Annotated in this window: 14 protein-coding genes; 5 read left to right on the forward strand and 9 right to left on the reverse strand. The window is 50.8% G+C overall.

The features are described 5' to 3' along the window. Nucleotides 1-14: 14 nt before the first annotated feature. Nucleotides 15-2672, forward strand: a complete 2658-nt coding sequence (locus tag M2470_RS05800; protein WP_280744096.1) for a DUF6493 family protein — start codon at nt 15-17, stop codon at nt 2670-2672. On the opposite strand, the gene M2470_RS05805 is transcribed toward M2470_RS05800, so the two are convergent. After that, nucleotides 2662-4590: a cadherin-like beta sandwich domain-containing protein gene (locus tag M2470_RS05805; RefSeq protein WP_280746463.1), complete on the reverse strand. Its 1929-nt coding sequence runs from the start codon at nt 4588-4590 to the stop codon at nt 2662-2664. The two genes, M2470_RS05800 and M2470_RS05805, sit on opposite strands and share 11 nt — an antisense overlap. A 271-nt stretch (nt 4591-4861) precedes the next feature. Here M2470_RS05805 and M2470_RS05810 point away from each other — a divergent pair, with 271 nt between their 5' ends. Next, a complete protein-coding gene (locus M2470_RS05810; RefSeq protein ID WP_280764305.1) occupies nt 4862-5335 on the forward strand; it encodes a hypothetical protein in 474 nt (157 codons plus the stop codon). 291 nt (nt 5336-5626) lie between these two features. On the opposite strand, the gene M2470_RS05815 is transcribed toward M2470_RS05810, so the two are convergent. Next, on the reverse strand, nt 5627-6538 hold the full coding sequence (locus M2470_RS05815) for a glucosaminidase domain-containing protein (protein WP_280744196.1): 912 nt from the start codon (nt 6536-6538) through the stop codon (nt 5627-5629). Nucleotides 6539-6955: 417 nt separating this feature from the next. Between M2470_RS05815 and M2470_RS05820 the strand changes: the two genes are divergently transcribed. Further along, on the forward strand, nt 6956-8626 hold the full coding sequence (locus tag M2470_RS05820; protein ID WP_280744098.1) for a formate--tetrahydrofolate ligase: 1671 nt from the start codon (nt 6956-6958) through the stop codon (nt 8624-8626). A gap of 4 nt (nt 8627-8630) precedes the next feature. On the opposite strand, the gene M2470_RS05825 is transcribed toward M2470_RS05820, so the two are convergent. Beyond that, the gene (locus M2470_RS05825) at nt 8631-10136 is read right to left on the reverse strand and encodes a DoxX family protein (RefSeq protein WP_280744099.1); all 1506 of its coding nucleotides are present in this window, start codon (nt 10134-10136) and stop codon (nt 8631-8633) included. A gap of 154 nt (nt 10137-10290) precedes the next feature. On the opposite strand from M2470_RS05825, the gene M2470_RS05830 reads away from it, so the two are divergent. Then, complete coding sequence (locus tag M2470_RS05830; RefSeq protein WP_280744100.1) at nt 10291-10896, forward strand: rhomboid family intramembrane serine protease; 606 nt, start codon at nt 10291-10293, stop codon at nt 10894-10896. Nucleotides 10897-10953: 57 nt separating this feature from the next. Continuing rightward, complete coding sequence (locus M2470_RS05835) at nt 10954-15042, forward strand: hybrid sensor histidine kinase/response regulator transcription factor (protein ID WP_280744101.1); 4089 nt, start codon at nt 10954-10956, stop codon at nt 15040-15042. A gap of 62 nt (nt 15043-15104) precedes the next feature. Here M2470_RS05835 and M2470_RS05840 read toward each other — a convergent pair whose 3' ends face one another. The 6 genes from M2470_RS05840 to M2470_RS05865 form a co-directional block, all read right to left on the reverse strand. Further along, nucleotides 15105-17243 carry a fimbrillin family protein gene (locus tag M2470_RS05840; RefSeq protein WP_280744102.1) on the reverse strand — a complete coding sequence of 713 codons (2139 nt, stop codon included), beginning with the start codon at nt 17241-17243 and terminating at the stop codon, nt 15105-15107. 57 nt (nt 17244-17300) lie between these two features. Continuing rightward, nucleotides 17301-18809, reverse strand: coding sequence for a hypothetical protein (locus M2470_RS05845; protein WP_280744103.1), 1509 nt, complete (start codon nt 18807-18809; stop codon nt 17301-17303). Continuing rightward, a complete protein-coding gene (locus M2470_RS05850) occupies nt 18787-19941 on the reverse strand; it encodes a DUF6261 family protein (RefSeq protein ID WP_280744104.1) in 1155 nt (384 codons plus the stop codon). Before M2470_RS05850 ends, M2470_RS05845 begins: the two co-directional genes overlap by 23 nt. Beyond that, nucleotides 19938-22541 (reverse strand): fimbrillin family protein, encoded by a 2604-nt coding sequence (locus M2470_RS05855; protein WP_280744105.1) that lies wholly within the window; start codon nt 22539-22541, stop codon nt 19938-19940. Before M2470_RS05855 ends, M2470_RS05850 begins: the two co-directional genes overlap by 4 nt. A gap of 14 nt (nt 22542-22555) precedes the next feature. Beyond that, nucleotides 22556-24241: a GLUG motif-containing protein gene (locus M2470_RS05860; protein ID WP_280744106.1), complete on the reverse strand. Its 1686-nt coding sequence runs from the start codon at nt 24239-24241 to the stop codon at nt 22556-22558. A 129-nt stretch (nt 24242-24370) separates the two neighbouring features. Next, the gene (locus tag M2470_RS05865; RefSeq protein ID WP_280744107.1) at nt 24371-26164 is read right to left on the reverse strand and encodes a hypothetical protein; all 1794 of its coding nucleotides are present in this window, start codon (nt 26162-26164) and stop codon (nt 24371-24373) included. Between the last annotated feature and the right edge of the window lie 72 nt (nt 26165-26236).

A 26236-nucleotide genomic window follows, 5' to 3' on the forward strand; every position in this document is an offset into this window, starting at 1 on the left:
AAACACCCTACTGTATGAAGATAGTAGAAAAATATAATGAGATTGCTGAGAAAAGAGACTTGCCGGCAATCGTACCTTTCCTCAAATCCTTGTCGGCTGAAGAGCGGGAAATATTGAGAAGTGAAGTAATCAAATCACACAAAAAGAATAAAGTATATAGGCTGAATAGCTACACGCCCTATATGGATGTGCAGATGTTTGTCCACTTTTTTTGTTTTCATAAAGAAGATAATGACTTTTTACGCATGATGTGGCGAGACCTTCCAAAGCTGGAGGAGATGGAAGCGCTATTGGCGGAAGAAATCCCGGAGCATTTCCCCGGATTGTTTGGCGCTTTCCTTATAAATCAGTGCCTGAATAAAAACCTATATGGGGAGTCTGCTGTTTCGTACGAGAATACGATGCGCTGGCTTCGCAAAGGGTATCTAGTAGATATAGAAGCCTATATAGCCATGCGGATGGATGAGATATTCCCACGCCAGCCGAAAGAAGAAATCGATGATCCGGAGAAATACATAGCCGATCGTTTGTCGGAATATCCGGAAATACTCGAACAGCAGATTTACTACTTGTTTCGGTATCCGAACGAAGTCTCCTATTCCGATAAACTGGGCAAGATAAAAGTAGGCAAAACCGGTCCCTGGACGTATATCCTGAAAACACAAACACTAAACGGGAGCTTGGACAGGATGTCTATCCTGAGCGAATGCCTGAATTCTTTAGCCCGGCCCTATAAAAAAGATCAGCTGAATTGGTTTGTCGACCTTTTCGAGGGGATGGAACCAACGAACAAGGAACTACTGCTCTTGCAGGATGATCTTTTCACGGCTCTTTCACTACCGCTTACCAAGGCAAGCGGCATGGTGTTGAGCCTATTTAAAGGTATCGCTGCAGATACGGATTTCCGGAAAGACAACTTTCTCAGCCAGGCGCAATTCCTTACTGCCTCCGATACCAAAGCCATTGCCACAGCTGCCATTGCCGTGCTTGAGAAGCTGGCTGCCAACGACAAGCACATACATGAAGCGATTTGTACGGCTGTAGCACCTGCTTTCCTCAGCAAAGAAGAGTCTGTAAGAACCCGTGCCGCTAAATTAGTGACCCGTTTAGGCGGTTCTCTTCCGGAGGAATCAGATCAGCCAACGGTAGAGGAAGAAGAAAAAGCATTTGTCCCCCTTCGTCGCCTGACAGAAGAAGGGCGCATCCGTCCTGCCGAAAGCATAGAGGAGATGATCTTTGCGCTAAGCGAGGCATTCGCGCGCTTTGATCCGGCTAATTTTTATCTTGTACCCGACAGTTTGCACCGCTTGCGCAGCGAGATGAATGAAGAGGTAGTTGTAAAGATGGGTCCCGCCATCCAAAGTGCTTATAAGCTGATTACCAGTTTTAATCCGGAACGTAGTTACCACCAGAAACTTACAGCTTTTCTTTTACTGAAGTACTGTCAGCACCTTTTCGAAACCCTTCCTGAAGGAGGGAAAGAGCTGAAGAAGCTGCGAGACACTTACAGCACCCAATGGATATACATAGACCGCTGGTGGGACGAACCGGAGGCCACCGGCAACACCTATCTGGCACATGAAGGATTCAGAAGGCTCACCCTATACCATCTGCGGAAGCTCACTACTGCCGACAGCTTGCCTATCCTGTCTACTCCCACGCATCGTCCGTGGCTCGACCCAGCGGTATTGATAACACGTCTGAAAGCCTACATAGAAACCTCTACCGAGCCTGATACGATGGATTTGCAGCAGGCCATCCAGCTCTGTCCATTGGAGGAAGGTAAAGAATGCCTTCCCGTTATCGAAAAAGAACTTTTCGGCGAATATCGTTCGCTGCTGGTATGGCTTTTTGATGAAAAAGCCTCCTTGCCTGCCGAACGTCTGCACAAAGAATGGTGGCTGGCTGCCGCTATTATTCGTCCCGATCGGGATATCCCACAGCAAATGCTTGAAGGACTTGATCCGATATTGATTCCCTATCTGCGAAACCGTTTCGTATGCGAACCGTATATATACGAAATGGTCTCGCATATCGACAAAGATCCCCAGACCGGAGAAGACATACCGGTTGTTCGGCGGACTTCTTCGCTCCGCTTTGATAAAGAGTTTCTGAAGCCCGACACCATGAAAGACCTCGATCTGTTTATTGATTACAGCTATCTGGGATATCCCTGGGCTGCCAGTTTCTTTGGTAATATCAAACAAATCATGCTTTCATCACCCAACAACTGGCAAACTTATTTGATGAAACTCGCCAAAGAGACGATTCAGTATGCATCCGACACAATAGGCAAACACATGATAGTCGTACTGGAACTATATCGCCAGGTAATGCCTCAGGCCGGGGAGATGGACTATATGTACCTCTGTCTTTGTTTCCTTCAAAAGGATAAGACGCTTCGCGTATACCTTGGCGACGTATGGGCAGAGCTATCGGAAGCCCGGTGTATAGACAATGCGAAGCTTGGCGAGGTACTTGGCCGCTTTGTAGAGATAGAATACGCTCCACTGAAACGGGTAACCGACACCCTGCAAGATCACATGATCAGGCGAAGCCCCTACCTGAATAAGGAATTAAGCATATTGATAGACGCCTGCCTTTACCGGATAGGCAAACAGCCTGTTGGCGGACTAAAGAAGCTACTTTCTATCCGCAAAGTTATTTCCTGATCACTTTCACTGGTTTTTCGTCTATTAGCAGGATGTATAAACCTTTTGTAAAGGAGGTAAGGTCTATTTGTGTGCATTTTTGCTTAAACATTAGCTGATTACCAGTGCTTGAAAATACGCTTACTTCGGGTATCACACCGTTTTTAGTTTTTATATATACGATGCCTTTGGTTGGGTTGGGGTATACGCTGACATCCTCTGCAGCTCCAACATCTACAATGCCTACTGTATTATCTGCACGGATAATGGTTATTGTATAGGTTTCTATTGCCCCATTTTCGGCCGTTACGATAACTTTAAATACGTTTTCGCCTATGTCCAATGTCCAGGTGCCCGTATCACCGCCTACCTCGGCTTTTTCGCTGTTTGCTGTTGCGAGAATGGTAATGATCTGTACGTCATTGCCTACGCTTAGGCTATATTCTGTAATTGTTGCGTTGAACTCCGGACTTAATCCACTTTCGCTTAGTGTTAGGCTTAACAAAGTAGCATCGGAGCTGGGGGGGACAACCAACATAAGTTTCCCCAAGATATCCGTTTTAAAGTAAGCTCCTGCGGGTAAATTAGCGGTTGCTCTACCTGTAAAATCGAACGTGCCGCCATTAATTAGCGTGTAGGTGCCTGTTGGCAGTGTGCCGCTAAAGATAATATTCAGATTGAATTTTTCCGTTCCCAATGTACCTATATCAAATGTTCCTCCTACTGTCAAAGCGGGGTTTGCTGCGCTTGTCCCCGTCAGGTCGATTGCGATTGTGCTACCGTCGGCAAGCGTAGCGTTTCCGCTGATGCTGCATGTGCCACCGGTTTTTATATCAAGGCTGCCCGCAAGGTCTAAATCGGAAGCGATCAGCGTTTTGCCGTTTGCAATCGTTACGCCGCCGGTGGAATGGAACGGGTTATTGAATGTTGTATTTTCGTTGACGCTCAATATGTCCGAACTGCTGATTGCTCCGCCGGTGAATTCGTAGCCGGTACTGGAGATGGTCATGTTTGCGGGCTCAACGCCTTCGGCAGCAACCTCCACATCCTTGCTCACAGCTATGTTGTTGAAGACGACGTTGTCGCCGTTTTTGAAATATGTCCTGAAGTTGTCGGTGTACCAGTTGGTGTTCGTCTCGGTTGTATTCCACAAAGTGGCGCCGATGCCGGTCCAAGTGAGTGTCGTGTTGCCGGTGATGAGACCGAATATGAGGGTTTTGTCCTCATCGGCTAAATAAAGTCCGCCGCGAATGCCACCGAGTGTCACGTCGATATTGATTTGGTCGAGTCCGGAAATCTGCGAGCCTTGCATTAGGATATAATAGGTGTCGCTCGAGGCGCTGCTTAAATCGCCGAGCTTGATTGTTGTTTCGTTCGCTCCGGCGGCGAAAGTCACTTTGCCGGTGGCGGAGATTTTATTCGTTCTCAAATCACCGGACAAATCCAGTGTTGCGCCGTTGAAGGAGGCCGTGTCTACGTTGAGCGTGCCGATCGGCGTTACGGTGCCTTTGAAGTTGGCGGTATTTAAGGCTGCACCGCTTTCGGAGGTCAATGCGCCTACGTTTTGTGTGAAGGTACCGCCGAGTGATGCCTTAGTGGCCAAGTGGATGGTGCCTGCGTTTTGTATGAAGGTGCCGCCGAAGTTCTCGGAATTTCCAGACAGGGTAAGCGTGCCCGTGCCATTTTTCGTAATGGCGCCGTTGCCGGAAAGAACAGACGAAAGCATTTGGTCGGCTGTGTTGTTGAGGGTCAGTGTTTTGCCGTCTGCAATCGTTACGCCGCCGGTGGAATTGAATTGGTTTTTGAATGTTGTATTTTCGTTGACGCTCAATATGCCCGAACTGCTGATTGCTCCGCCGGTGAATTCGTAGCCGGTACTGGAAATGGTCATGTTTGCGGGCGCAACGCCTTCGGCAGCAACTTCCACATCCTTGCTCACAGCTATGTTGTTGAAGACGACGTTGTCGCCGTTTTTGAAATATGTCCTGAAGTTGCCGGTGTCCCAGTTGGTGTTCGTCTCGGTTGTATTCCACAAAGTGGCGCCGATGCCGATCCAAGTGAGTGTCGTGTTGCCGGTGATGAGACCGAATATGAGGGTTTGGTCTCCATCGGCTAAATAAAGTCCACCGCGAATGTCACCGAGAGTCACGTTGATATCGATTTGGTCGAGTCTGGAAATCTGTTGGCCTTGCATTAGAGCATAAGTGAGGTTGTTCTGGACGTTGCTCAAATCGCCAAGATTGATTGTTGTTTTATTCGCTCCGGCCTCGAAAGTCACATTACCGGTGGCGACAATTTTATTCGTGCCTAATGTGCCGGACAAATCCAGCGTTGCTCCATTGAAGGAGGCCGTGGCTACCTTGAGTGTTCCGGTCGGTGTTACGGTGCCTTTGAAGTTGGCGTTTTCTAAGCTTGCATTGTTTTCAGAGGTCAGTGTGCCTGCGGTTTGTGTGAAGGTGCCACCGATTGATGCTTTAGCGGCCAAGTGGATGGTACCGCTGTTTTGCGTAACGCTGCCATCGCCGGAGATAGAGCCGGCAATGGTTATTGTTTCATTGTTATTAACAGAAAAAGTTAGCACTCCTCCCGTATTTACATTAAACAAACCTAGCAGACTAATGCTTCCTTGCCCGCTAATGGTAACATCTTTGTCTCCAAAGTTTATGGTTTCCAGGAGCGAATGATCGTCGTTGTAAATACTGATGATATCGCCATCTGCCCATGTAATATTTGCAGCGCGCAAATCATCTAAAGTGGAATACATTTTGCCATCGCCAACTTCGTAGTTGTTTGCACTTGCCGATAAGAAAGAGATCAAGAAAAGTATAAATATGAGGAAATTCTTTTTCATAATATTTAGCCGTATAATATGTGTTAATATTTTTAAGAAACACGCAAATATACTTATAATATTTTAACTACAAAATAAGGGAGATGAACTTTTTATAATATTATTTGGCTCCTTTATTAATTTGTTATCGGAGTTTCAGAAGATCTCCTTCTGTCGGGATGTAGTCTTCTTTTTTCTTGTTCATTTTGTACAGGCTTTTTATCTGTATGCCGTACTTCTGGGAGATACTGTGCATGGATTCACCGATTTGCACGATGTGGTCGTAGTATGGTTTGTCGGCTTTTTTCTTTTTCTTTACCAGGTAAACGATGTCTCCTTTTTGTAGTGGGAAGGCTTCGGGTATTTCATTGAATTTTCTCAGATCTTTTGCCTGAATACCTGTTGCTTCGGCTATTTGGCTGAGAGCGTCATTGCTTTCTGCATATACATAATTAAGCCCATGGGCCTTGTAAACCGTACGGGCGGTAACAGTGGATGAGGGTTTCTTTTCCGGACTTGTTTTTACGTTGGTCTTGCCCGAGTCATAGTTGTATAGTTCGTAGTCTTCTATCAGTTTGATCAGTTTGTTGGCGTATGCCTTGTCTGTTGCGTAGCCTGACTTTTGAAGCCCTTTGGCCCATCCTTTATAGTCTTTTTGGTTCAGCTTGAAAAGGTCTGAGTAGCGCGAGCGGCTGGTCAGAAACTGGGAGTGGTCTTCGTATGACTCAGCTACATTCTTATATTTGCGGAAGCATTCATTCTTTTTGTCGTCATTGTGATACACTTTCGCCCCTGTCCAATCGTGACATTTAATGCCGAAATGGTTATTTGATTTTTTGGCAAGCACACTCTGCCCGGCACCAGACTCCAACAATCCCTGTGCCAAGGTGATACTGGCAGGAATCTTATGCGTTTGTTGTTGTTGTACAGCGATATGGCTATACTCTTTGATGTATTTTTCGTACGAAGATATTTTTCGTTGGCTTTCGGCGTGGACGCTGGCATTTATAAAAAACAACAAACAAACAAGGCCGCAAAACCTAACATTCCCTAACATTATATTCATTGGTTTACTTACAATCTTGATTTGCAAAGATAAAGCTATCCAGTAAAATACAAACATAATTGCACGATTTATCAATTATTTTTAACTTTTCTCACCTTGAAATGCCTGTGCTTGGTAAGCTAATAAATAAACATATCTGATAAACAGAATGTTGTGAGTTTCACTTTTTTTTATTGGGTGAAACTCAAAGTTTCACCCGACAGATCCTCAAAGATCACCTCAATGATCTTTAAGTATTACCGCAGTGATCCTTGAAGATCACTCGAGTGAAACTTTCAGTTTCACAAAGAATGAAAAGCTGAAACTCTGAAACTCTTAACAGAAAGAGAAAGACCTTTTTACTGTTAAAAACTGGAGCGTATCGTATTTAATATGTATGTTTACGCCGAAAACACAAAAAAAAGTCTTATGAAGAGTGATATTGAAATAGCTAGAGAGGTTAATCTCAAGAAAATCAAAGACATCGCCGAAGGAATAGGTATTCAGAGAAACGACGTGCAAAACTATGGGAAATACATGGCGAAAATCCCATTGAAACTAATTGATGAGGAAGCAATCAAGAAACATAACCTGATATTGGTAACTGCCATAACGCCCACCAAAGCAGGGATTGGTAAAACAACCGTTTCTATAGGATTGACACTGGGCCTGAATAAGATAGGCAAAAAAGCGATCGTAGCTTTGCGGGAACCGTCACTTGGTCCTTGCTTCGGAATGAAGGGAGGAGCTGCCGGAGGAGGATACTCCCAGGTACTACCAATGGAGAATATCAACCTGCATTTTACAGGTGATTTCCATGCTGTTACCTCGGCGCATAATATGATTACCGCTTTGTTGGATAATTATATCTATCAGACACGCCATTCCTGTGACGGTTTGAAAGAGATCAAATGGAAACGCGTACTCGACGTAAACGATCGTAGCTTACGGAATATCGTTTCTGGTCTGGGAGGCCCGGCAAATGGAATCCCTACGGAAACAAGCTTTGATATCACGCCGGCATCGGAAATCATGGCTATTTTATGCCTGGCTTCGGATATTGACGACCTGAAACGACGTGTAGGAGATATCCTGCTGGGATACACAAACGATGATCGCCCCTTTACTGTGAATGATCTGGGAGTAGCAGGTGCAATCACTGTCTTGCTGAAGGATGCTTTGCTGCCCAATCTGGTGCAGACTACAGAGAATACCGCCGCATTTGTACATGGAGGGCCTTTTGCTAATATTGCTCACGGATGTAATTCGGTTGTTGCCACAAAAATGGCATTGACCTATGCCGACTATGTTATAACGGAAGCAGGCTTTGGTGCCGACCTGGGAGCAGAGAAGTTCTTTAACATCAAATGCCGGAAAGCCGGTTTAACGCCCAAGCTTACGGTAATCGTGGCTACCTCACAAAGCCTGAAGCTGCATGGCGGAGTACCGGAAAGCCGTATAAAAGAACCGGCTAAAGAAGGACTCATCAGCGGTTTGGCTAACTTAGACAAGCATATTGATAACATGAAGGGATTCGGACAGCAGGTGATAGTAACCTTCAACCGCTTTGATACAGATACGGATGAAGAGATCAATCTCGTAGCAGAGCATTGCAAAGCAAGAGGCGTAGGATTTGCCGTAAACAGCGTTTTTGCAGAAGGCGGCGAAGGCGGCATGGAACTAGCTCAGCTGGTAGTAGATACCATTGAAAATACACCTTCAACGGCTCCTTTGAAATATACGTATGAAGACGAGGATTCCATCCGGGAGAAGATCCGCAAAGTAGCCGAAAGCATCTATGGCGCTTCTTCAATCGTATATACCAGCCTTTCCGAGAAGAAGCTAAAGCAAATAGAGGCCTTGGGAATCTCTCATTATCCTGTTTGTATAGCCAAAACGCAATATTCATTCTCCTCTGATCCTAAAGCGTATGGAGTAGCAAAGAATTTTGAGTTGAAAGTACGCGATGTCATTATCAATAACGGCGCAGAGATGATCGTTGCTGTTATGGGCGAGATCATGCGTATGCCCGGCCTGCCTAAAGAGCCTCAGGCAAAGCATATCGACATTGTAAACGGACAGGTAGAGGGGCTAAGTTAATAGACTAAGCATACCATTCGCGCTTGCGGTTTTTCAGGTTCTGTAGGGTGTCGATGCAGATGTTTACATCGTCTACTACCTGAAAGTCGAACATGCCTACACAAATAAAGTCGGCGCCATTTTCAAATGCCCAGTTGAAACCATCCTGCGGCGAAATGGCTCCGGCTGCCAATACCTTGAAGCCCATCACCGGAACCTTGGTGCGATTTACAAACTCAACCGTCCGGTCAGGGAATAGACAGAAGCAGTTATCATGAAACATATTGTGATCCAGGTGTCGCTTGCCGTCTACTTCAAAAGGTTGGCGGTTTTCACGAGGATGAGCTGACCAGTAGTTGTCGTGATGCATGGTTTTCATATAATAGTCGGGGATGATGCCTTGTTCCTCGCAGGCAATGAAGGAATCAACCGTATGTGCAGCCAGGCCGGCGATGTATCCTTCGCCTCTTATCCGGTTCATCATGCCGGCTATCAAGTCTAGTTTTTTGTCTCTTACCAACCAGTCGCACCAGTTCCCCTGCAACTGTATGATGTCCATGCCATTGTCAATGGCTTGCGTTACGTTGTCGTAGATATCTTTGTTCTTTTCATCAATGCCAACCTGTACGATAACCTTCATCTTGCTACCGGTTAACTGTCTGTATTTAACCATCATCGACATGGTAGGATAGCCGATATTGATACAATTAACACCCGCCTGTTCGCAAAGCATCAGTGTTTCGATGATCTTCTTTTCGTTATTGTATGCTTTGAAGAGGCTTTCGGCATAGATCAGATCCCTGGCATGCGCCCAACCACCAATCAGGTTGCCTCCCATAATCAAACGGCTAAGCTCAAAGTCGCCCAACTTTCCTTTTGGTAGCTCGCCTTTCAGCTTGCTGAGTTCTACCCGGTTGACCTGAATAGTCGCTCCGGTAGAGGCGTCAACCTCATATTTCTGATTGTTCCACCAAGCTCCACCTCCAAGGGCTCCCAAGACCGGCAGTGAGACCAGATTCTTAATCGCCTCCCGCCTGTTATTGACAGCTTGCTTGTCTGCTTCGGCAGCCACTTTTTTGTTCTTCGATTCCTTATAATACCTGATTAGTTCATCAATTCCGTAGCCTTTCTCTTTGTAGAAGAAGATGAATATAAGCATCACAGCCTCTACAAATATCTTATTCACAATAAAAACACTCCCGTCATGCGCCCCCAGCAAAGAAATACCAAACGGAGGATAAGCAAAATAGTAAAGAACCAACAAAGCAATCCCCCCCAACGAAGCCCAACGGATAAAAACCCCGATAAACAAAGCCAAGCCAATAAATATCAACCCATAGATATTCAACAAGTCAATCACCTGCATCCTCACCGGTGAGGCCGCCATCCAATGATAAATACCGGAAGTAAACCCAAACGTATTACTCAGAAAACTTTCGGCAGACCAGTTCTCAGCAAACAACTTCGTTAAGCCTTCATACAAAAAATGCCATCCAATGGCCATGCGGAGGATAGTGATGATTACTCTCATAATGTTCTTAGTGGTGATTAGATATATTATAATAATTTGCTATTTAGTCTTTCAAGGTATAACACTCGATGCAAATATAAACAGAATAATCAAATATGAAATAATTCCCCCGTTTATAAAATCTTTATTATTTTTGGCCGATAAAAAGAGGAGAATGATAACATACTTGATTATTGGGACCACGGCTATCGTGTCTTTTATCTGTTTTGAGCGAAGGGATTTATTGAATAAGCTGTCGTTTTGCCCTTATGCAGCTTTCAAGAGGGGAGAGTGGTACCGGCTGATTACCCACGGCTTTGTACACGCCGATATGACGCATCTTTTTGTGAACATGTTTACGCTCTGGTCCTTTGGCGTCTACATGGAGCCCAAGCTCGGAGCGAACGGGCTCAACGTATGGGCCTTTCTGGGCTTATACTTCGGAGGGATGATCTTTGCCTCTTGCTACGACTTGTTCAAGTACCGAGACAATATCTACTACCAGTCCATTGGCGCTTCCGGAGCGGTGTCGGCTGTCTTGTTTTCGTCCTTCATCTTTGATCCCTGGGGGCGGATCTTCTTGTTTGCCATCATTCCGCTTCCCGGTATATTGTTCGGGCTGTTGTATCTGGTGTATTGTCAATACATGGCCAGGCATTCGTCCGACAATATCAACCACAATGCCCATTTCTACGGAGCTATTTACGGACTTGCATACCCGATCTTGCTCAATCATTCTCTTTTATCTGACTTTATTGATATGCTTACCGGTTTTTATTGAACAAAATAGGCGCATAGTTCGCCGGAAATGTTTTACATTTGGAAAATAAAAGGTGGAATGGATATGAAAAAAACCCTACTTATATTTTACGCCTGTTTTGTGGCACAGCTATCTCTCTCTTATGCCGCCAAGGTGGACATTCAAAGCAAGGTGAAGTACCTCTTCACAGCCGAGGACGGATTGTCGAGCACCAAGATCACCTGCATCACGCAAGACCTCAAAGGATACGTCTGGATAGGCACCGAAGACGGACTCAACCGCTACGACGGCTTCAACTTCGTAGTATACAAGAACAATTACGACGACACCCTCTCCATCCGGAGCAATTACATAACAGATCTCTTCCTCGACTCACGCGAGCGCGTATGGATAGCAACTACCGAGGGCCTGAGCTACTACAACTCCACAATCGACGGCTTTATCAACGTCTCACTCGGACAGCCCGACCACGTACTCAAGTACAATTCCTGCGCCGAAATCATGGAAGACAGCCGGGGCAACCTCTGGTTCGTCTCCTCCGGACTGGGCGTAGTGTGCTACACTCCCGATACCGACTCCAGCCGACTCATCACACCGGCCGACGGACTATGCAGCCGCAACATCGAGTCCATCCTCGAAGACACCAACGGAAACATCTGGTTGGCCTCCAACGACAAAGGCCTCTCCATCTATAATCCCCAGGCAAAAACCTTCGCCAACTACTCCGCACAGAACAGCCCCCTCACCGGCAACTTCATCTCAGACATGTGCCTGCTCAGCAACGGCAACATTCTGATCTCCGTCCTGCGCGGAGGCGTCGTCATATACGACAGTAAGAGCAGCCGCTTCATCTCCTACGTAGATATCTTCGACAAAACAGACACCCGCTCCATCTTCTGCGTAACAGAGAGCAGCGAAGGAGACATCCTCCTCGGCACCGAGAATAGCGGCGTCCTCATCTTCGACCCGGCTCAGCGCAAGCTATTTCCGCACCCCGTATTCAGGGAAGACTCCGAGCACATCGGCGACGCCAAGGTTCGCTGCATCTACGAGGGCTTCCACAACTACCTGTGGTTCGGCCTCAACTACAAGGGGCTCTTCTGCCTGGGTCATGAAGAGAGCGGATTCAAGTCCCTACGCAAGGTAGAGAACTACAGCAACTCATTGAACAACCGGGCGGTAACCGACATCACCACCGACCACGACAACAAGGTATGGATAGCCACCGACGGCGGAGGGCTCAACTGCTACGACCCCCTCACACAGCGCTTCACGCACTATACCAACAGCCTGTCCGACCCCACCTCCATCTCCGACAATGCTGTCACCTCCGTCTTCTGCGACAGTCGTAACAACATCTGGGCCGGAACCCTTACAGGAGGCATCTGTCTCCTCAACAGGCAGACGGGCACCTTCACCCGCTACTTCGTCACTCCCGGAGGCTTACCCTCCAATCACGTCACAGACATACAGGAAGACGCCGGCGGACGTCTCTGGGTCGGCACCTATGGCGGGGGGCTCCTGAGCTTCAATCCCGCCACGGGCGACAGCAAGGTCTACACCCGCAAGGAATATCCACAGCTGGCGAACGATTACCTCTTCCGCCTCTTCATTGATTCACACCACAGACTTTGGATCACCACCTACTACGGCCTCTCCTTCATGAACCTCGACACAGAAGAGTTCACCCTCTTCGGACGGGACGAGGGGCTCAGCAACATCTCCGTCTTCTCCGTTGCCGAAGACGCCGCAGGTACTATCTGGGTGGGCACAGCCAACGGCCTCAACAAGTACGACGACAACACCCGCCGCTTCAGCCTCAGCTATCCCGCCACCAAAGAACTTAGCTCTACCATCAACGCCGTCGTAGCACACGACGACCACCTTTGGATGAGCACCAATCACGGCATCATCCGCTACCTGCCCGAGCGCAACGAAGTAAAGCGTTACTACTACAACAGCGGATTACCCGCCAACGAATTCATCTCCGGATCCTATTACAAGAGTCCCTCGGGGCAAATCTTCTTCGGAGGCATCGACGGACTCAGTTTCTTCTACCCCGAAGAGATCTACAACTACGACATGACCTCCAAAGTGTACCTCACACGCCTGAAGATCAATAACAACACCGTAGAGATCCGCGAGAAAGTAGACGGCGAAACAATCCTCAACCAAAGCATCAGCGAAACGCGCAAGATACGCCTGAAACAAAGCATGAAGAGCATCACGCTCGATTACGTCTCCATGGGCGTCTTCGATTCCTACTCCGTGGTGTACGCCTACAAGCTGGAAGGCTTCGACAAAGACTGGGTGTACGTAGACTACCGCGATCGCAACGTCACATACACCAACCTGAACCCCGGACGCTACACATTCCGCATCAAGGCTAGTAGCAATCCCGACATCTGGGGCGAAGAAACCACCGACCTCGTCATCGAGGTACTTCCCGCCCCCTGGAACTCCTGGTGGGCACGCACCTTCTACGCCCTCATGGCCCTGCTTATCGCCTTCCTCACCCTGCGGGCTGTCTATGCCCGCATACACGAGAAGAACGAACTCCGCATACAGCGCATCCAGTTACGCCAACAGGAGGAACTTAACGAGATACAAAACAAATTCTTTACAAACATCAGCCACGAATTCCGCACGCCGCTCACCCTCATCACGGGCCCCCTCGAGCGCCTTATCACGGAAAGCGACCCCGACGAGCGCCGCAAGACAGCCTGCCTCATCCTGCGCAACACCGACCGGCTACAGCACCTAATCAACCAGATACTCGACCTCAACAAGCTGGAAGACGGCAAAATCCACCTCCACATACAGCCCATCGAGCTGGTATCCTTCGTATCCGAGTCTATCAGCACCTTTACAGAGCTGGCACGGCAGAAAAACATCTCCCTCAGCTACAAGTGGCAGCCCGACCGCATCAACATCTGGTACGATGCCGATATGCTCGACAAATGCCTCAACAATCTACTCTTCAACGCCTATAAGTTCACCCCCGAAGGAGGTAAAATACATGTAGAGGTAAAGCAAGACAAGGAACACATCAGCCTTACTGTTGCCGATACAGGCATCGGCATAAGCGCCGAAGACTCCAGCCGTATCTTCGACCGCTTCTACCAGAGCGAATCCGCGCAGTACAACACCGGAACAGGCATCGGACTGCACCTCACCAAGAGCATCGTCGAGATGCACCACGGCACCCTCTCCGTCAACAGCAAAGAGCATGAGGGCACCACCTTCACCCTCACCATCCTCCCGGGCATGGAGCATTTTGCCCCCGAAGACATCGCTGCCGAAGTCGCCGCCCCCGACCAGGCTGACGACACAGAGGAAACCACCAAATATCGTTATCACAACGACCTGCAGGGCATGAAACTCCAAACCCCTCCCAAGGCCGCCAACCCCACCCACCCGCTACTCCTGCTCGTGGAAGACGATTACGACATGCGCTACTACATCCGCCAGGAATTAGAGAATAACTACCGCATAGAAGAGGCCGTCAACGGACGCGAAGGACTTGCCAAGGCACACGAGCTAATGCCCGACATCATACTTACCGACGTGATGATGCCCGAGATGAACGGCATCGAGTTCTGCCGACTGCTGAAGACCTCCGACGAGACGTCACACATCCCCGTTGTGATCCTCACGGCTCAGGCCGACCTGCAACATCGCCTCGTCGGGCTCGAGACAGGTGCCGACAGCTATATCACCAAGCCGTTCAACACCGACTACCTCTCCGCCCGCCTCAGCAACCTGCTCGAAACCCGCCGCCGTCTGCGCGAGCGCTTCGAACACACGGTAGACATGGACGTGGCCGAGCTAAACCTCACCAGCAACGACGAGCGCCTCATACGCAACGTCACCGACTACGTACACGAGCGCATCGAAGATCCCGACCTCAGCGTCGAGACCATGAGCAAGGACCTCGGCCTCAGCCGTACGCATCTCCACCGCAAGCTCAAGGCCCTCACCGGACAAACGCCCATCGAGTTCATCAAGGCCGTCAAGATGAAGCGCGCCGCCCAGCTCCTCGCCACCCGCAAACTCACCATCTCCGAGGTGGCCTACAAGGTCGGCTACAATTCCCCTTCCTATTTCAGCAGCAGCTTCACCGCCTACTTCGGCATGTCCCCCACCGCCTATACCGAATCCCTATAAACGAGTAGAGACAAGGCATTGCCTTGTCTCTACGAAGTCTGAGGTTCTATAAGTTTGGGAGTTTATTCGTATTCGAAATCGCCGGTGGCACTGTTGTTGGTGTCGTCCCAGTCCTTGATTTCGGTGATGTTGATGGTGGTGGTGCCGGTCTTGTTCATGGTGGCTTTCAGGGTGTAGGCCTTGCCGGCTTCGAACTTGCTGAACTTGCCGGACAGGTCGATTGTATGAGTATGTCCACCTGCCAGGTCGATAGAGATCTTGTGCGAGGCGTCCAGCGGATCTTTGGGAGCTACGATGGCATAGTTGTCGCTGCCGCCTACGGTGTAGGTGAACGGATGCGGATTGGTGCTGAAGCCTTCCAGGGTGATGGGCAGGTTCTTCAGGTCGTCGTTCGTATAGCCGTCTCCGGCGAGTAGCTCGAGGATGAATTTTGCGCTCAGGCGCGTGCCGCTGCCGAAGCTGATGGGCTGTCCCCAGGCTACATTTGTGGCGCTGAATAGGATAGAGTCTGCTGCGGGGCGAGCCACGGCAGAGGTGTACTTCAGCGTGAAGTCGTGCGCAGAGCTGCTGCTCAGGTTGCTCCAGTTCATGGGGGCGAAGCTGATAAGGTTGTTGCTGCCGTCATACGTATAGGTAGCTGTTTCGGCGCCGCTCGTCAGTACGAAGGTGCCCGGGGCAAGGGTGCTCAGGATGTCGTGGTTGCCGCTCAATAGATCTACATAGGCATTTTCGTCTACGGGGGTGGTGCTTCCCCAGTCCTCTACGGCGGTTACGTTGATCTCGGCGGGGCGTAGTGTGCTGCGGTCGAGCGTGATGGTAACTACTGTCTTTTTACCCTTCTCGGTGGTGAATCTGGCGATGCCGTTGTATACGTTGCCATTGTTCAGCGTAACGCTCAGGGGTTTGTTCATCCAGCTTCCTACGCCTATTATATAAGCAGCGTTGGCCTTGAAGCCATCGTAGCCGTCCAGGTTGATACTGGCGTTGCTGAGGTCTGCCGTGTGTCCGATTTCCAGTGCAAGCAGGAATTCGATCTGGGCGTTGATGTGGGCGAAGGTCAGGCTCAGTTTGTCGTCCGAGGCAACCGTGCCGCTGGCCTCCAACTGGTCATAGATGCCTGTCACCGGGTCGCCGTCGCCCAGCACTGCCGATGCCTGGAAGTCCGTGCCCGAGGTCAGGTCGGTACTGTAGAAGGGGCGGGGCGATGCCGTCCAGTTGCCTCCGTTCAAGGTATAGGTACGTTTGTCGAGGGCGTTGTTTGCCTTCCACAGCTTGAAACTTGTGATGGCGCCGTCTATGTTCATGTCGGTAGGCGGTATTTCTATGTGGATGGCGGTCAGTTCGGCTGTGGGGCCTCCGGTCCACGGGTTGATCATGGCGCTGATGCTAGCCATCGGCTCGCCTTTCTCTTCCTCGAGGGTGATGGTGAGGGTAACTTCCTCGCCGCTCACCAGGGCGATGCCCTGTGGCAGGGGTATCACGAAGGTCTTTCCGTCTACTTCTATGATGAAGACTACGTCACTTCCGGCGGCTGTGGGTATCAGGATGGCTGTGGGGCCTGTGGCTACGATGTCGGTGGCCTCGCCATAGGAGGCGAATAGCTGCCCTAGCAGATCATACACAGCGCTGCCGGGTGTGCCTTTGATGGTGATCTTGGCGCCGCTGAGGTCTATCTCGCCCAGTCCGTTGCCGGCGGTGAGGTTTAGGTTTACCTTCGTCAGGCGGTGGGTGAAGCTCAGGGCTACGTCGGGAGCGTCTTTGCTCTTGCCCGTTACCTTGTCGGCTGTCATCAGGTCGATGGCTGGCAGGCTGGATTGGTTGGTCACGTTGATGCCCAGCTGTCCGTCTGAGGTTTGCATGTGGGGATAGTAGGCCAATACGTCTAGCTTGTCGCCGTTGTCGGGGTAGTAGGCGGTGTTGCTCTGGTCGGCGGGACTGAAGTTGCCCTGGGTTCCGTCGGCAGAGGCGTTGATGTACTTAAAGTTTGCCACTCCCTCGGCCACGTCGGCTGTGCCTGCGGCAAGGGCAAAGATACCGATGGCGTCGCCTTTGTGCCAGCTGTCGTTGGTGGCCTTGGTGTTGATACCGGCGGTAACCGCCAGTGCGGTCCTTCCCTCCGGCAGTGGATTGTCGGGGGTCTTTTCACAGGCCGTCAGCGCGAGGGCTGCCAGTGCGAGTGTTGCGATGTGTTTCGTCTTCATTTACTTCTTATTTATTTGTATTATTATCTGTATTACGGGCACGGATTTCGCAGCTCATCACGGCTGCTTCACCAGCCCCGTGGTGGTCCATAGGTAGTCACACTTCTTATCAGCAGCGGCGTTGGTGTTGTATGCGCTGATCTTATCGTTCATCTCATCCACTTCGGCCTGAGCTATAATGTAGTTACCGGCTAGATGATCTAGGCAGCCATAGATCTGACTATTGGCAGGATCATAAGAACCGAAGAGGCCGCCGTTAGCACCTGTAGCTGTCAGGCTACCGCCTTTGGTGTAGCAGGCTACCGCAATGCCACTGTATAGAACTCCGGCAATGCCGCCTACGTAATTCGCTCCCTCTACCGTACAGTTTATAGCCTGGCAGGCTATCAGGTGGCTATTTTCGGCATATCCTACAAAAGCACCTGCATAATCGTCTATCGTTTTTATCTCGGCACCTTGAAGGGTGAGGTTCTTGATGATTGCTGAGTTAGTCTTACCAAAGAACCCCGCATAACCAGAGCTTTTGTTTACCTTGAGGCCGGTGATGGTGTGGCCACCGCCGTCAAAGATACCATCGTATTCTATCGGCGTCCAGTCAATACCGCTCAGGTCTATATCGCAGGCCAGGGTGAAGGGTTCGCTAAAGGGCGCTCCTGCGGGGGTAACATTCTTGCTCCGTTCAGCCCAGGCAAGGAAGCGTTTGCGCTCGTCTGTGGTTTCGGGGTCTTTTACGTTTTCCTCCAGGTTCATGGTGCCGCCTGATAGGCCGGAGCAGTCTATTTGGAGGTGTTGGCCCTTGTAATAGCTGCCGGGTATGGTGGGTGTGCCGGGATCGAAGGCGTGCCACTTGTCGGTGCCGCCGGGCTGTCCGTTGATGCGGAAATTCAGATTGTGTTCTTCTGCATAGCCAGCGGCGTAGAAGGTGAGGGTGCCGTTGGCATCGGCGGTGAGGGTGGGGATGGTCTTTGTCTCACCTGTTCCGTGTATATTTATATTCTGAATGCCCCACGCGTGATTGTTTTGGTCGTAAGGCCTGAAGCTTACCCGGTCGCCGGCTCCCAAGCCGGTAAGGGTAAAGCAGGAAGATTGATGAAAGAAGTTGTCTAACTTTATGGTGTCTTGGGGTAAGGCCTCATTATAGTAGCTGCTTAGTAGCAAGTGGTTTAGCGAGGGGTCATTCTCGCTGTACTCGTGTACATAGCAGGCAGTGACATTTATTTTTGCAGCCTCGTCGGGGGGGATGATTGTGTTGCTGAACACCCACTTTCCGCCGGAGTAGAGCGCCATCAAATTATGATTATCTACCGGGCTGTTATCTTGACGAAAGTAGTCTACATCGATGTAGATCTTGTCGCCGTCTTCCCACCGGCCGGGGTTGTCGTTGTTCCATGAGGCGCGGGTGCCTTGGAAGTGGGGCGGGGCCTCGGGTATCAGGAGGCTGATGGCCTTTTGCTGTATGTGGGCCAGCGGGTCTGCTTCTTTACTGCACCCGGGCAGGAGCATCGCCAGTGCGATGCTTGCCAAGGTGATGAGTGTGTTGAAGTTAGTTGTCGTTGTTCTCTTCATGTTCTTCTATATTTTCTTGTTCTTGTTCTTGTTCTTCTTCCGGGGTGTCTTCTTCCGGATTTACTTCTTCGTTGCCGCTTCCGCCGGGGCGCAGGTGACTTATTACGCGTTTGTATTGGTCTATCTGCGCGTTCATCACTTTTATAAAATCGTCAATATCCTCGGAAGGAACGGCTATGGAATAGGCATTGATCCGTTCGATGATTTCGCGGTACATATCGTCTATTATTTTGCGCTGGTCTGTGGTAGAAATGTCTATTTGGTTTTGCGGACGCACGGCCTCGGTGTTTACGCGATCTGTCATGGCGCTGGCAAATTCGCTGTTGGCCTCCCTCAGTTGTTGCACGGCGGGTGCTATCTTCAGGATGTCGAGGTTTCGTACGGCAGCGGCGGTTCCCATATCGCGTATCAGTCCGCGCAGCTGGGCCGTTTCTTTGGTGTATTCATTGCGCGAAACGTAGCGATAGGGCGCAATGATGTCTATAAGCACGGTGTATGCCTCTCTTTCTGTTTCGAGGGACGAGTACTTGGCTGCTTCTATCAGCCGGATAAGACGAGAGAGTAGTTCGCCTCGTTTTTTGTCTAGTTCCTTAAGTAGCTGCGTATTCGTCAGCCTCTTGTTTTGATTGATGATTTTAAATTCCTGTTCGATAGCTGCCCTGTATGGGGTCAATAGGTTTTCGATGTGCAAGGTGGCTTCGCCGGCCTGTGCCATGAGTCTTTCGGTTGTACGATGAAATTCGTAATGCGAGGCGAGTAACAGATGTGTTACGGAAAAGGTTTGAATAGTTTTCATAATATTAATATTAAAATGTAAGAAAATGCGAGAGTTTTTATCATTTTGATAGCCATACCCCCCGTTTACCGTGGTAGACGGACAGCCGCAGCTTACCATCTTATCATTTACCGTGGTAATCGGGTCATTTTGGCCTTGCAGAGGGTAATTTACTGCGGTAAACGGTCTGTTTTTAGTAAAAAACTGTCCGTTTACCGTAATAAAGGGCCTGTTGCGACCCTGTTTTTGGTCGTTTACCACGGTAAACGAGCTGCCGCAAGCTTGCAACACCCTTTTTACCGTGGTAAACGAGGTGTCGTTATTTTGCATCACTGATATTTCTGCAGTAATTATCATGGTTTGTATAACAGCGGGTAATCTCCCGTTACTTCTTTCCAGCGGTAAGTGCTCAGGCCGCTGGCTTCTATTGCGTTATTCATGAAGGTGACCAGATTTCCTGCGGGGTTGTTATAGAAGTTATCTACGCCGGTAAAGGAGTGGCAGTTGGTAGCGGTGCCACTATAAGCTACATCTGTAGGCAGTCCGTTGCCTGTCAGCCATTGGCAGCCGTCGATGTTGGCATGGTTATTTCCTACTATGCCATATGCCTTGCCGGTAGCACTCTGTACCTTTGTAGCTATGCTGTAGCAGCCGAAGATGGTGACTAAGCCGATGGTCACGGTATTATTTAATCCTGCTATCCCTGCGGCCTCGGCGGCGGTACTTTCTACCGTGCCGCCAAAGGAGCAGGCGATAATGGTGCCCTCATTATTATGTCCTACTATGCCGCCTGCAGCATATGTGCCTTTTATCTCTGCCCCGCGCAGGTGGAGGTTACGGACAACTCCGTAGAATACTGTGCCAAAGAATCCGCCGTAATCATTGCTGTTGTTTACCTTGAGGCCGGTGATGGTGTAGCCATCGCCCTCGAAGGTGGCGGTGAAGAACTTAAAATTGATTCCTATGGGGGTGAAGAGGGCGGGCGACATGTGGATGTCGGCGCCCAGGCGGATGATGCCGCTATCATAGTCGTCTTCCCACTTGGCGAGGGCGGCGGTGGAGTTGGTATTCCAGTCGGCAGAGAACTGGCGGAGCTGTGCCTCGGTGGTGATCTTGCGGAGCTTTAGCTGAGGGGCTACCTGCATCAAGGGGGGATTGCCGCCGGGTACTTGCAGCCAGCTGTAGGGCGAAGCCTTGTCGCCCGTTAGCCGGTAGAGGGCATTGTTCATGTAGTTTACGTAGGTGGCATCGGTCTGTAGCTTCGCTTCATCGTCGAAGGAGAGGCAGCCGGAAGAGGTGGCGCTGCCTATGTTATTCGTTGCCTCTGCAGGCTGATTGGGGCTTCCTGTCAGCCAGTGGCATCCGCTGATGCTGCCGAGATTTATTCCGGCTATGGCATAGGCAGGGTAGGCTGCTGTTATGGATGTGGCCAGGCTGTAGCATCCGCTGATGATACTATTAGCAGCATTCTCTCCTGCAATGCCACCGGCATTATCTGCACTCGTTTCTACCGTGCCCCCGAAGGAGCAGGCGCTGATGGTAGTGCTATAGTTCTGGCCGTTCCAGCCTACGATGCCGCCTGTGCTATGTCTGCCTTTTATCTCTGCCTCTCGCAGGTGAACGCCGCGTATGATGGCGCCATCGGTCACGCTAAAGAGGCCGATAGGGTAACCATCATTATTCTCTACCTTGAGGCCGGTGATGGTATGGCCGCCGCCATCGAAAATGGCGGTGAAGTAATTGGGGGTAAGGCCTATGGGGTCGAAGAGCTTTGTGTCGGTGATGGTGATGTTGTTTACCAGGCGGATGATGCCGCTGCCGGGGGCGTCTTCCCACTTGCTGAGGGCGGTGACGGGGTCGGCATTCCAGTCGGCAGAGAACTGGCGGAGTTCGGCCTCGCTGCTGATGCCCCGGTAGGTTTTCACGGTGGCATTGTCGGCGGGGATGAAGTCGGTAATCTCTTGCGTTACGATGCTTGCCTGCTTGCCTCCACCGAGGGTGATCGTGTAGTGGTATTCTTTACCGGCCTCCAGCAAGATGTCGTTGGGCGCGGTAACGATGTACTCATTGCCTCCGTAGAGGGGATCGTTGCCCTGTGCAATAAGGGTGAGGAAGTGGCTGCCCTTCGCGATGGTTTGCGGAGCGATGTCGCCAAGTGAGTAGCCGTTGTTGTCGCTCAGCAGCCAGCTGGCTGTGTGGGGTGTAAGTGAGAAGATATCGGGTATTGCCGTGTGCAGTACCTGAAAGGGGTCGGTGTTGGGAGGAATGCTCCACTCCATTGCTCTTTGCGCGTTGCTGTTTATCTGGAAGTCGGGCAAGGTGCCGGGGGCTTCGCCATAGATACCGGTAAGGCTTACCTTGATGCGCGCGGTGGCTATCTGCATGGCCAGGGGGGCGGCGATGGCGCTGTCTCTGCTGAGGGTGGTTTGCAGCGAGCCTACCCAGTGTACGCATATGGTGTCTTTTGCCGTGTTGCTATAGGTAAGGTTCACGCTTCCGAAGGCATAGGCGGGGTATTGTCCGTCGCTGCAACGGATCCGGTCGCTGCCGGAGTTGGTTACCCACTGGTTGTTGCTGTAATCGTACATGGCTCTTTTTTCGGTGTTTTCGCCGGTGTAGAGGGCATCTTTCACAAATAATGTAAGCATGCTACCGTCGGCAAGGGTACCCAGTCCAACGTCTTCTCCGGCACGTGTGATGGAGAGCCCGCTGAGCGGCCGGGGTTCATTCTCGCCATAGTGTGTGTTCTCTATCGGATCGCCCTCCCCACATGAGCCGAGAAAGAGGGTGAGGAGGAGAAGTGAGAGAAGACTCCTTAGCCGTCTACCCCCCAGCCCCCTGAAGGGGGGGTAAGAAAGATAAGAGTGATTAAGACAAGAGGATATATTAGCCCCCCCCTTAGGGGGTTGGGGGGTAGGGGACAGGGTGGGGGTGGATATATTATTATATGTTTTCATATCTTGTGTTGTTTTTATAATATGGTGCCTGTGTTGTTATACTTGAGGACGGGGTAATCGGCATCTGTCCAGCTATCGGGGCCGAAGTTTACCTTCTTTATCTCTCCGTTTACCCAGGTGTTTACTGCTTGTTTATATTGATCGTCGACATTGGCACGTACGAAGCTGCCGGGGTTGCTGCCAATGGATGAGGACCAGCAGGTGCTGGGGGTGCCGTCGCCAAGTCCTTTAATCGTAGCCTGGGTGGTATAGCTGTAGTAGATACCTCCTCTATTAGAGCCTACCAGCCCGCCTATGTAGGTGGCTTGGGTGGCTGTGCCGGTGGCGTAGCAGTGGGTGATGTTGCCTTCGTTGTATCCGGCTAATCCTCCGGCAGCGCTGTTGCTGCCGCTTGCTGATACATTTCCTTCGGCCATGCAGGCGGCTATGGGGCTCGTTGCATTATAGCCTACCAATCCTCCGGCATAGCAACTCTCACCGCTTGCTAATACCTGGCAACTGCTGCGGCTGCGGCTCAGATGGCTATTTTCCAATACGCTTACCAATCCTCCGGTGATGTTATCGTTCTTGTTTATTTCTACGGTTCCGCTGCTGCTGCAGAGGGCGATGGTGCTTTTATAGGCGATGGCTGCCAGCACTCCGATATAAGGTTCGGAAGGGCTTGTTGCAGGTTTTATTGCTGCATCTGCCAGGTGTATGTTTACCAGGGTGGCATTCTTGGTGTATCCGAAGAGCCCGAGGTATTGATAGTCTCCGGTGATCCGGAGGTTCTTGATGGTATAGCCGTTGCCGTTATAGGTGCCGTTGTAGGGGGTATTATAATCCAGGCCTATGGGTGTCCATTCGGTGTTGGCAGGCAGTTCGATGTCGGCCATTTGCAGGGCGTTGAGGGTGTTGTTGCCGTTGTTTACTGCATCGCGGAAGTCGGCGAGACCTTGCTCGTCGTAGATATAGTGCATGGCGTCGGTGTTGGACAGGTGGTCGTGTGTGCTGATGTTCCAGCTGGGGATGTTGTCTTCTTGTACGCTGAGGACGATGGCGGATGTTCCCAGTATGAAGCTGAGGGTGTAGCTTTTGCCTGCCTCGGTGACGATGGGGCTACCGCTGTCGGTGGCGGGCTGCGAAGTGATGATGGGGCTGCCGCCTGCGGGGGTAACTTGTGCGCCTACGATGGTGTATCCGTCGGGAACCAGGCAAAGGCTGTCGGGCTTGATGGTCTTGCGGCTCTGGTCGCCATCGTTGCTTATGTATATGAGTGTAGAGGCGATGGAGGCGGCGGGGATGGACTGGCCGTTGCCGTCGGCAAAGGTAGCGCGCAGCAGTGCCCGCATGTGCCCGAAGGTGAAGCTGACGGTGTGTGGATTACCGCTAACGGCAGGTGGGCTTACCACCCCAAAGGCGCGGAGGCTGTCGGCATAGGTGCTGATTCCGGCTGCTTCGGTGTCTGCCTTGCCGTAGGTGGCAATGATGTGTCCCTGGGGGATGCCGGCATAGGGATCGTTGATGTAGAAGTAGGTGGGCGTTTCCCAGCTGCCGTTCATGCCGAGGGTGGCTTGGATGTCCTTGCCTGTGGTACCGTTTAGGTAGGCGATGCTGATGGCGTCGCCCTTTACGAATTCTTTTTTAACGATGCCGTCGAAGCCGTCGGGGCCGAGTGCGCGTGTTTGTGGTGAGATACTGGCGGTGATGACGGCCTGCACCCGGGCGGTGGCATTGTCTGTGCCGCTGTCTTCCGTTTGGCATCCGGCCAGTATGATGACGAGGCTGGCCAGTAAGGTGGCGCGTATGTTCTTCTTCTTCTTCATATTGTGTATCGTATTATTTTGTTATTATTTCCGGGTGATTCCGCCGGTGGTCCACAGGTAGTTGCAGGGAACGTTGGCCGGATCGCTATTGTACGCGTCGATAGCGTCGTTCATGGCATCTACCTCTGTGTTGGTGAGGGTGGTGATGGGCTCGGCATTGATGTTGGTATAACTTCCGCCACTGCCAAAGATTACCCCGGGTATGGGGGATTTCCAGTAGTTGGCGGTGAGGTTGACGCCTGTTCCTGTTATGCCGCCTCTGTATTGGCTGGTAGCCGCTGCATAGGGGGTTATAGCGTCTGGGGCTGCATAGCAGGCGATAATGTTGTTTCCGCTGCCGCTTATTCCGCCGGTCATGGAATTGTTATTGGTTGTTGCTAACGCACTTTCTATACTGCCTCCTTCTACGTGGCAAGCTATCATGCTGCTGTCGTTTCTTCCTGTTATGCCTCCGGTGATAGCTCCGGCTTTCAGGGTGCAGGCTTGGGCGGTACAGGCTATTATAGTGCCATTACTGTGTGTGGCAATCGTACCGGCGTTGCCATTCGTACTGTGATGAGCATGGGTGATGCTACTGTTCCGTACGTGGCAATTCTCTATCAGTCCGGAATTAACACCTACCAGGGCAGCTATGCTAAGATAGTCATCGGTATGGGTACTGTGTATATTAGCGTCTTGGAGGGTGAGGTTCTTGATGGTGCCACTATTGTTTATTTTAAAAAGGGCGGCAAACTGATAGTCTCCCCGTATGGTGAGTCCGGTGATGGTATGTCCGCCACCGTCGAAGGTGCCTGTGTAGGCGATGTTTAGCGGCTTGAAGTTGATGCCTGTGAGGTCTATGTCGCTGCTGAGGGTGAAGTCGAGGCTCTGGTCAGTTCTTACGTCCTCGCTCCATTGCAGGAATTGCGCCAGGGGGGTGTTTGGATTGGCGGGGAGGTCGATGCTGCTGCCGTTCCAGTCCCAAGCGTCAACGGTGATGCTGGGCGGAGAGAGGGTGCCGTTGTTCGTATTGTTGAGGGCGGCCGTTATGACGAGTGACTTGCCCTCTGCTACACTTGAGCCCTGATCGAGGGTGTATCGGCAGTTGATAGAGCTGCCGCCGCCGATGGGCATCAGGGAGAAGATGTATCCTCCATTGTCGGGCAGCTCATTCAGCGGGAGGATGACCTGATACGTTGGCTGAGTGCTTACCGGCTGATTGGCGAGTATGCCGCCTGTCTTCGCCCAGAAAGCCCCCTGATAGTTACCCATGGCAGCGAGGAAGGCTGCGTCGCTGATCCATCCGTCGCCCCGGGTGATGTTCATCACTACCTTTACGCCCTTGCGCTGCAAGGTGGTGGGATTGAAGACGGGGGCAGAGAGGGTGCTGATGTCGAGCGTGGCAACGCCGTGTAGCGTGTCTGCCTGGTGGAATATGAGGTCTGTCTGCTGGTCTGGGGAAAACTGGCCGAAGCTGAAGCTGAGGTCGTGCGTGATGCTGCCGTTGCTGTATACGTTCTCGAGGTAGAGGATCTTGTCGGTGGTTTCCCACTTGCCCGGCTTGGTAGCGTCGGGCTTGCTGAATATGTAGGGGATGGTGAAATCCTCTACGCCGCTGCTCTTGTTTACGGCATGCAGGGTAAGGACGTTTCTGTCAAGGAAGAATTCGTCTACCGTGGCACGGGTGTCGGTGTCGGCAGCCTCAATGGAGAGCTTCCCCAGGGTGATAGGGGTCTTTTCTTGGAAGCCGGGATCCCGGTCTTCAGAACATGCCACTGCGGAGAGCAACATAATAATAGTAACGACTAAGGTTACAAGGTCTAATCTTACCTTTTTCATAACGATTCTATATTTGATATTCATTTCTACTAATTGATAAGGCTTTTACAGGTCTGTAAAAGAAGGTTCCGG

It is taken from the genome of Parabacteroides sp. PH5-46 (genome assembly GCF_029892785.1).
Classification (GTDB): Bacteria; Bacteroidota; Bacteroidia; order Bacteroidales; family Tannerellaceae; genus DFXE01.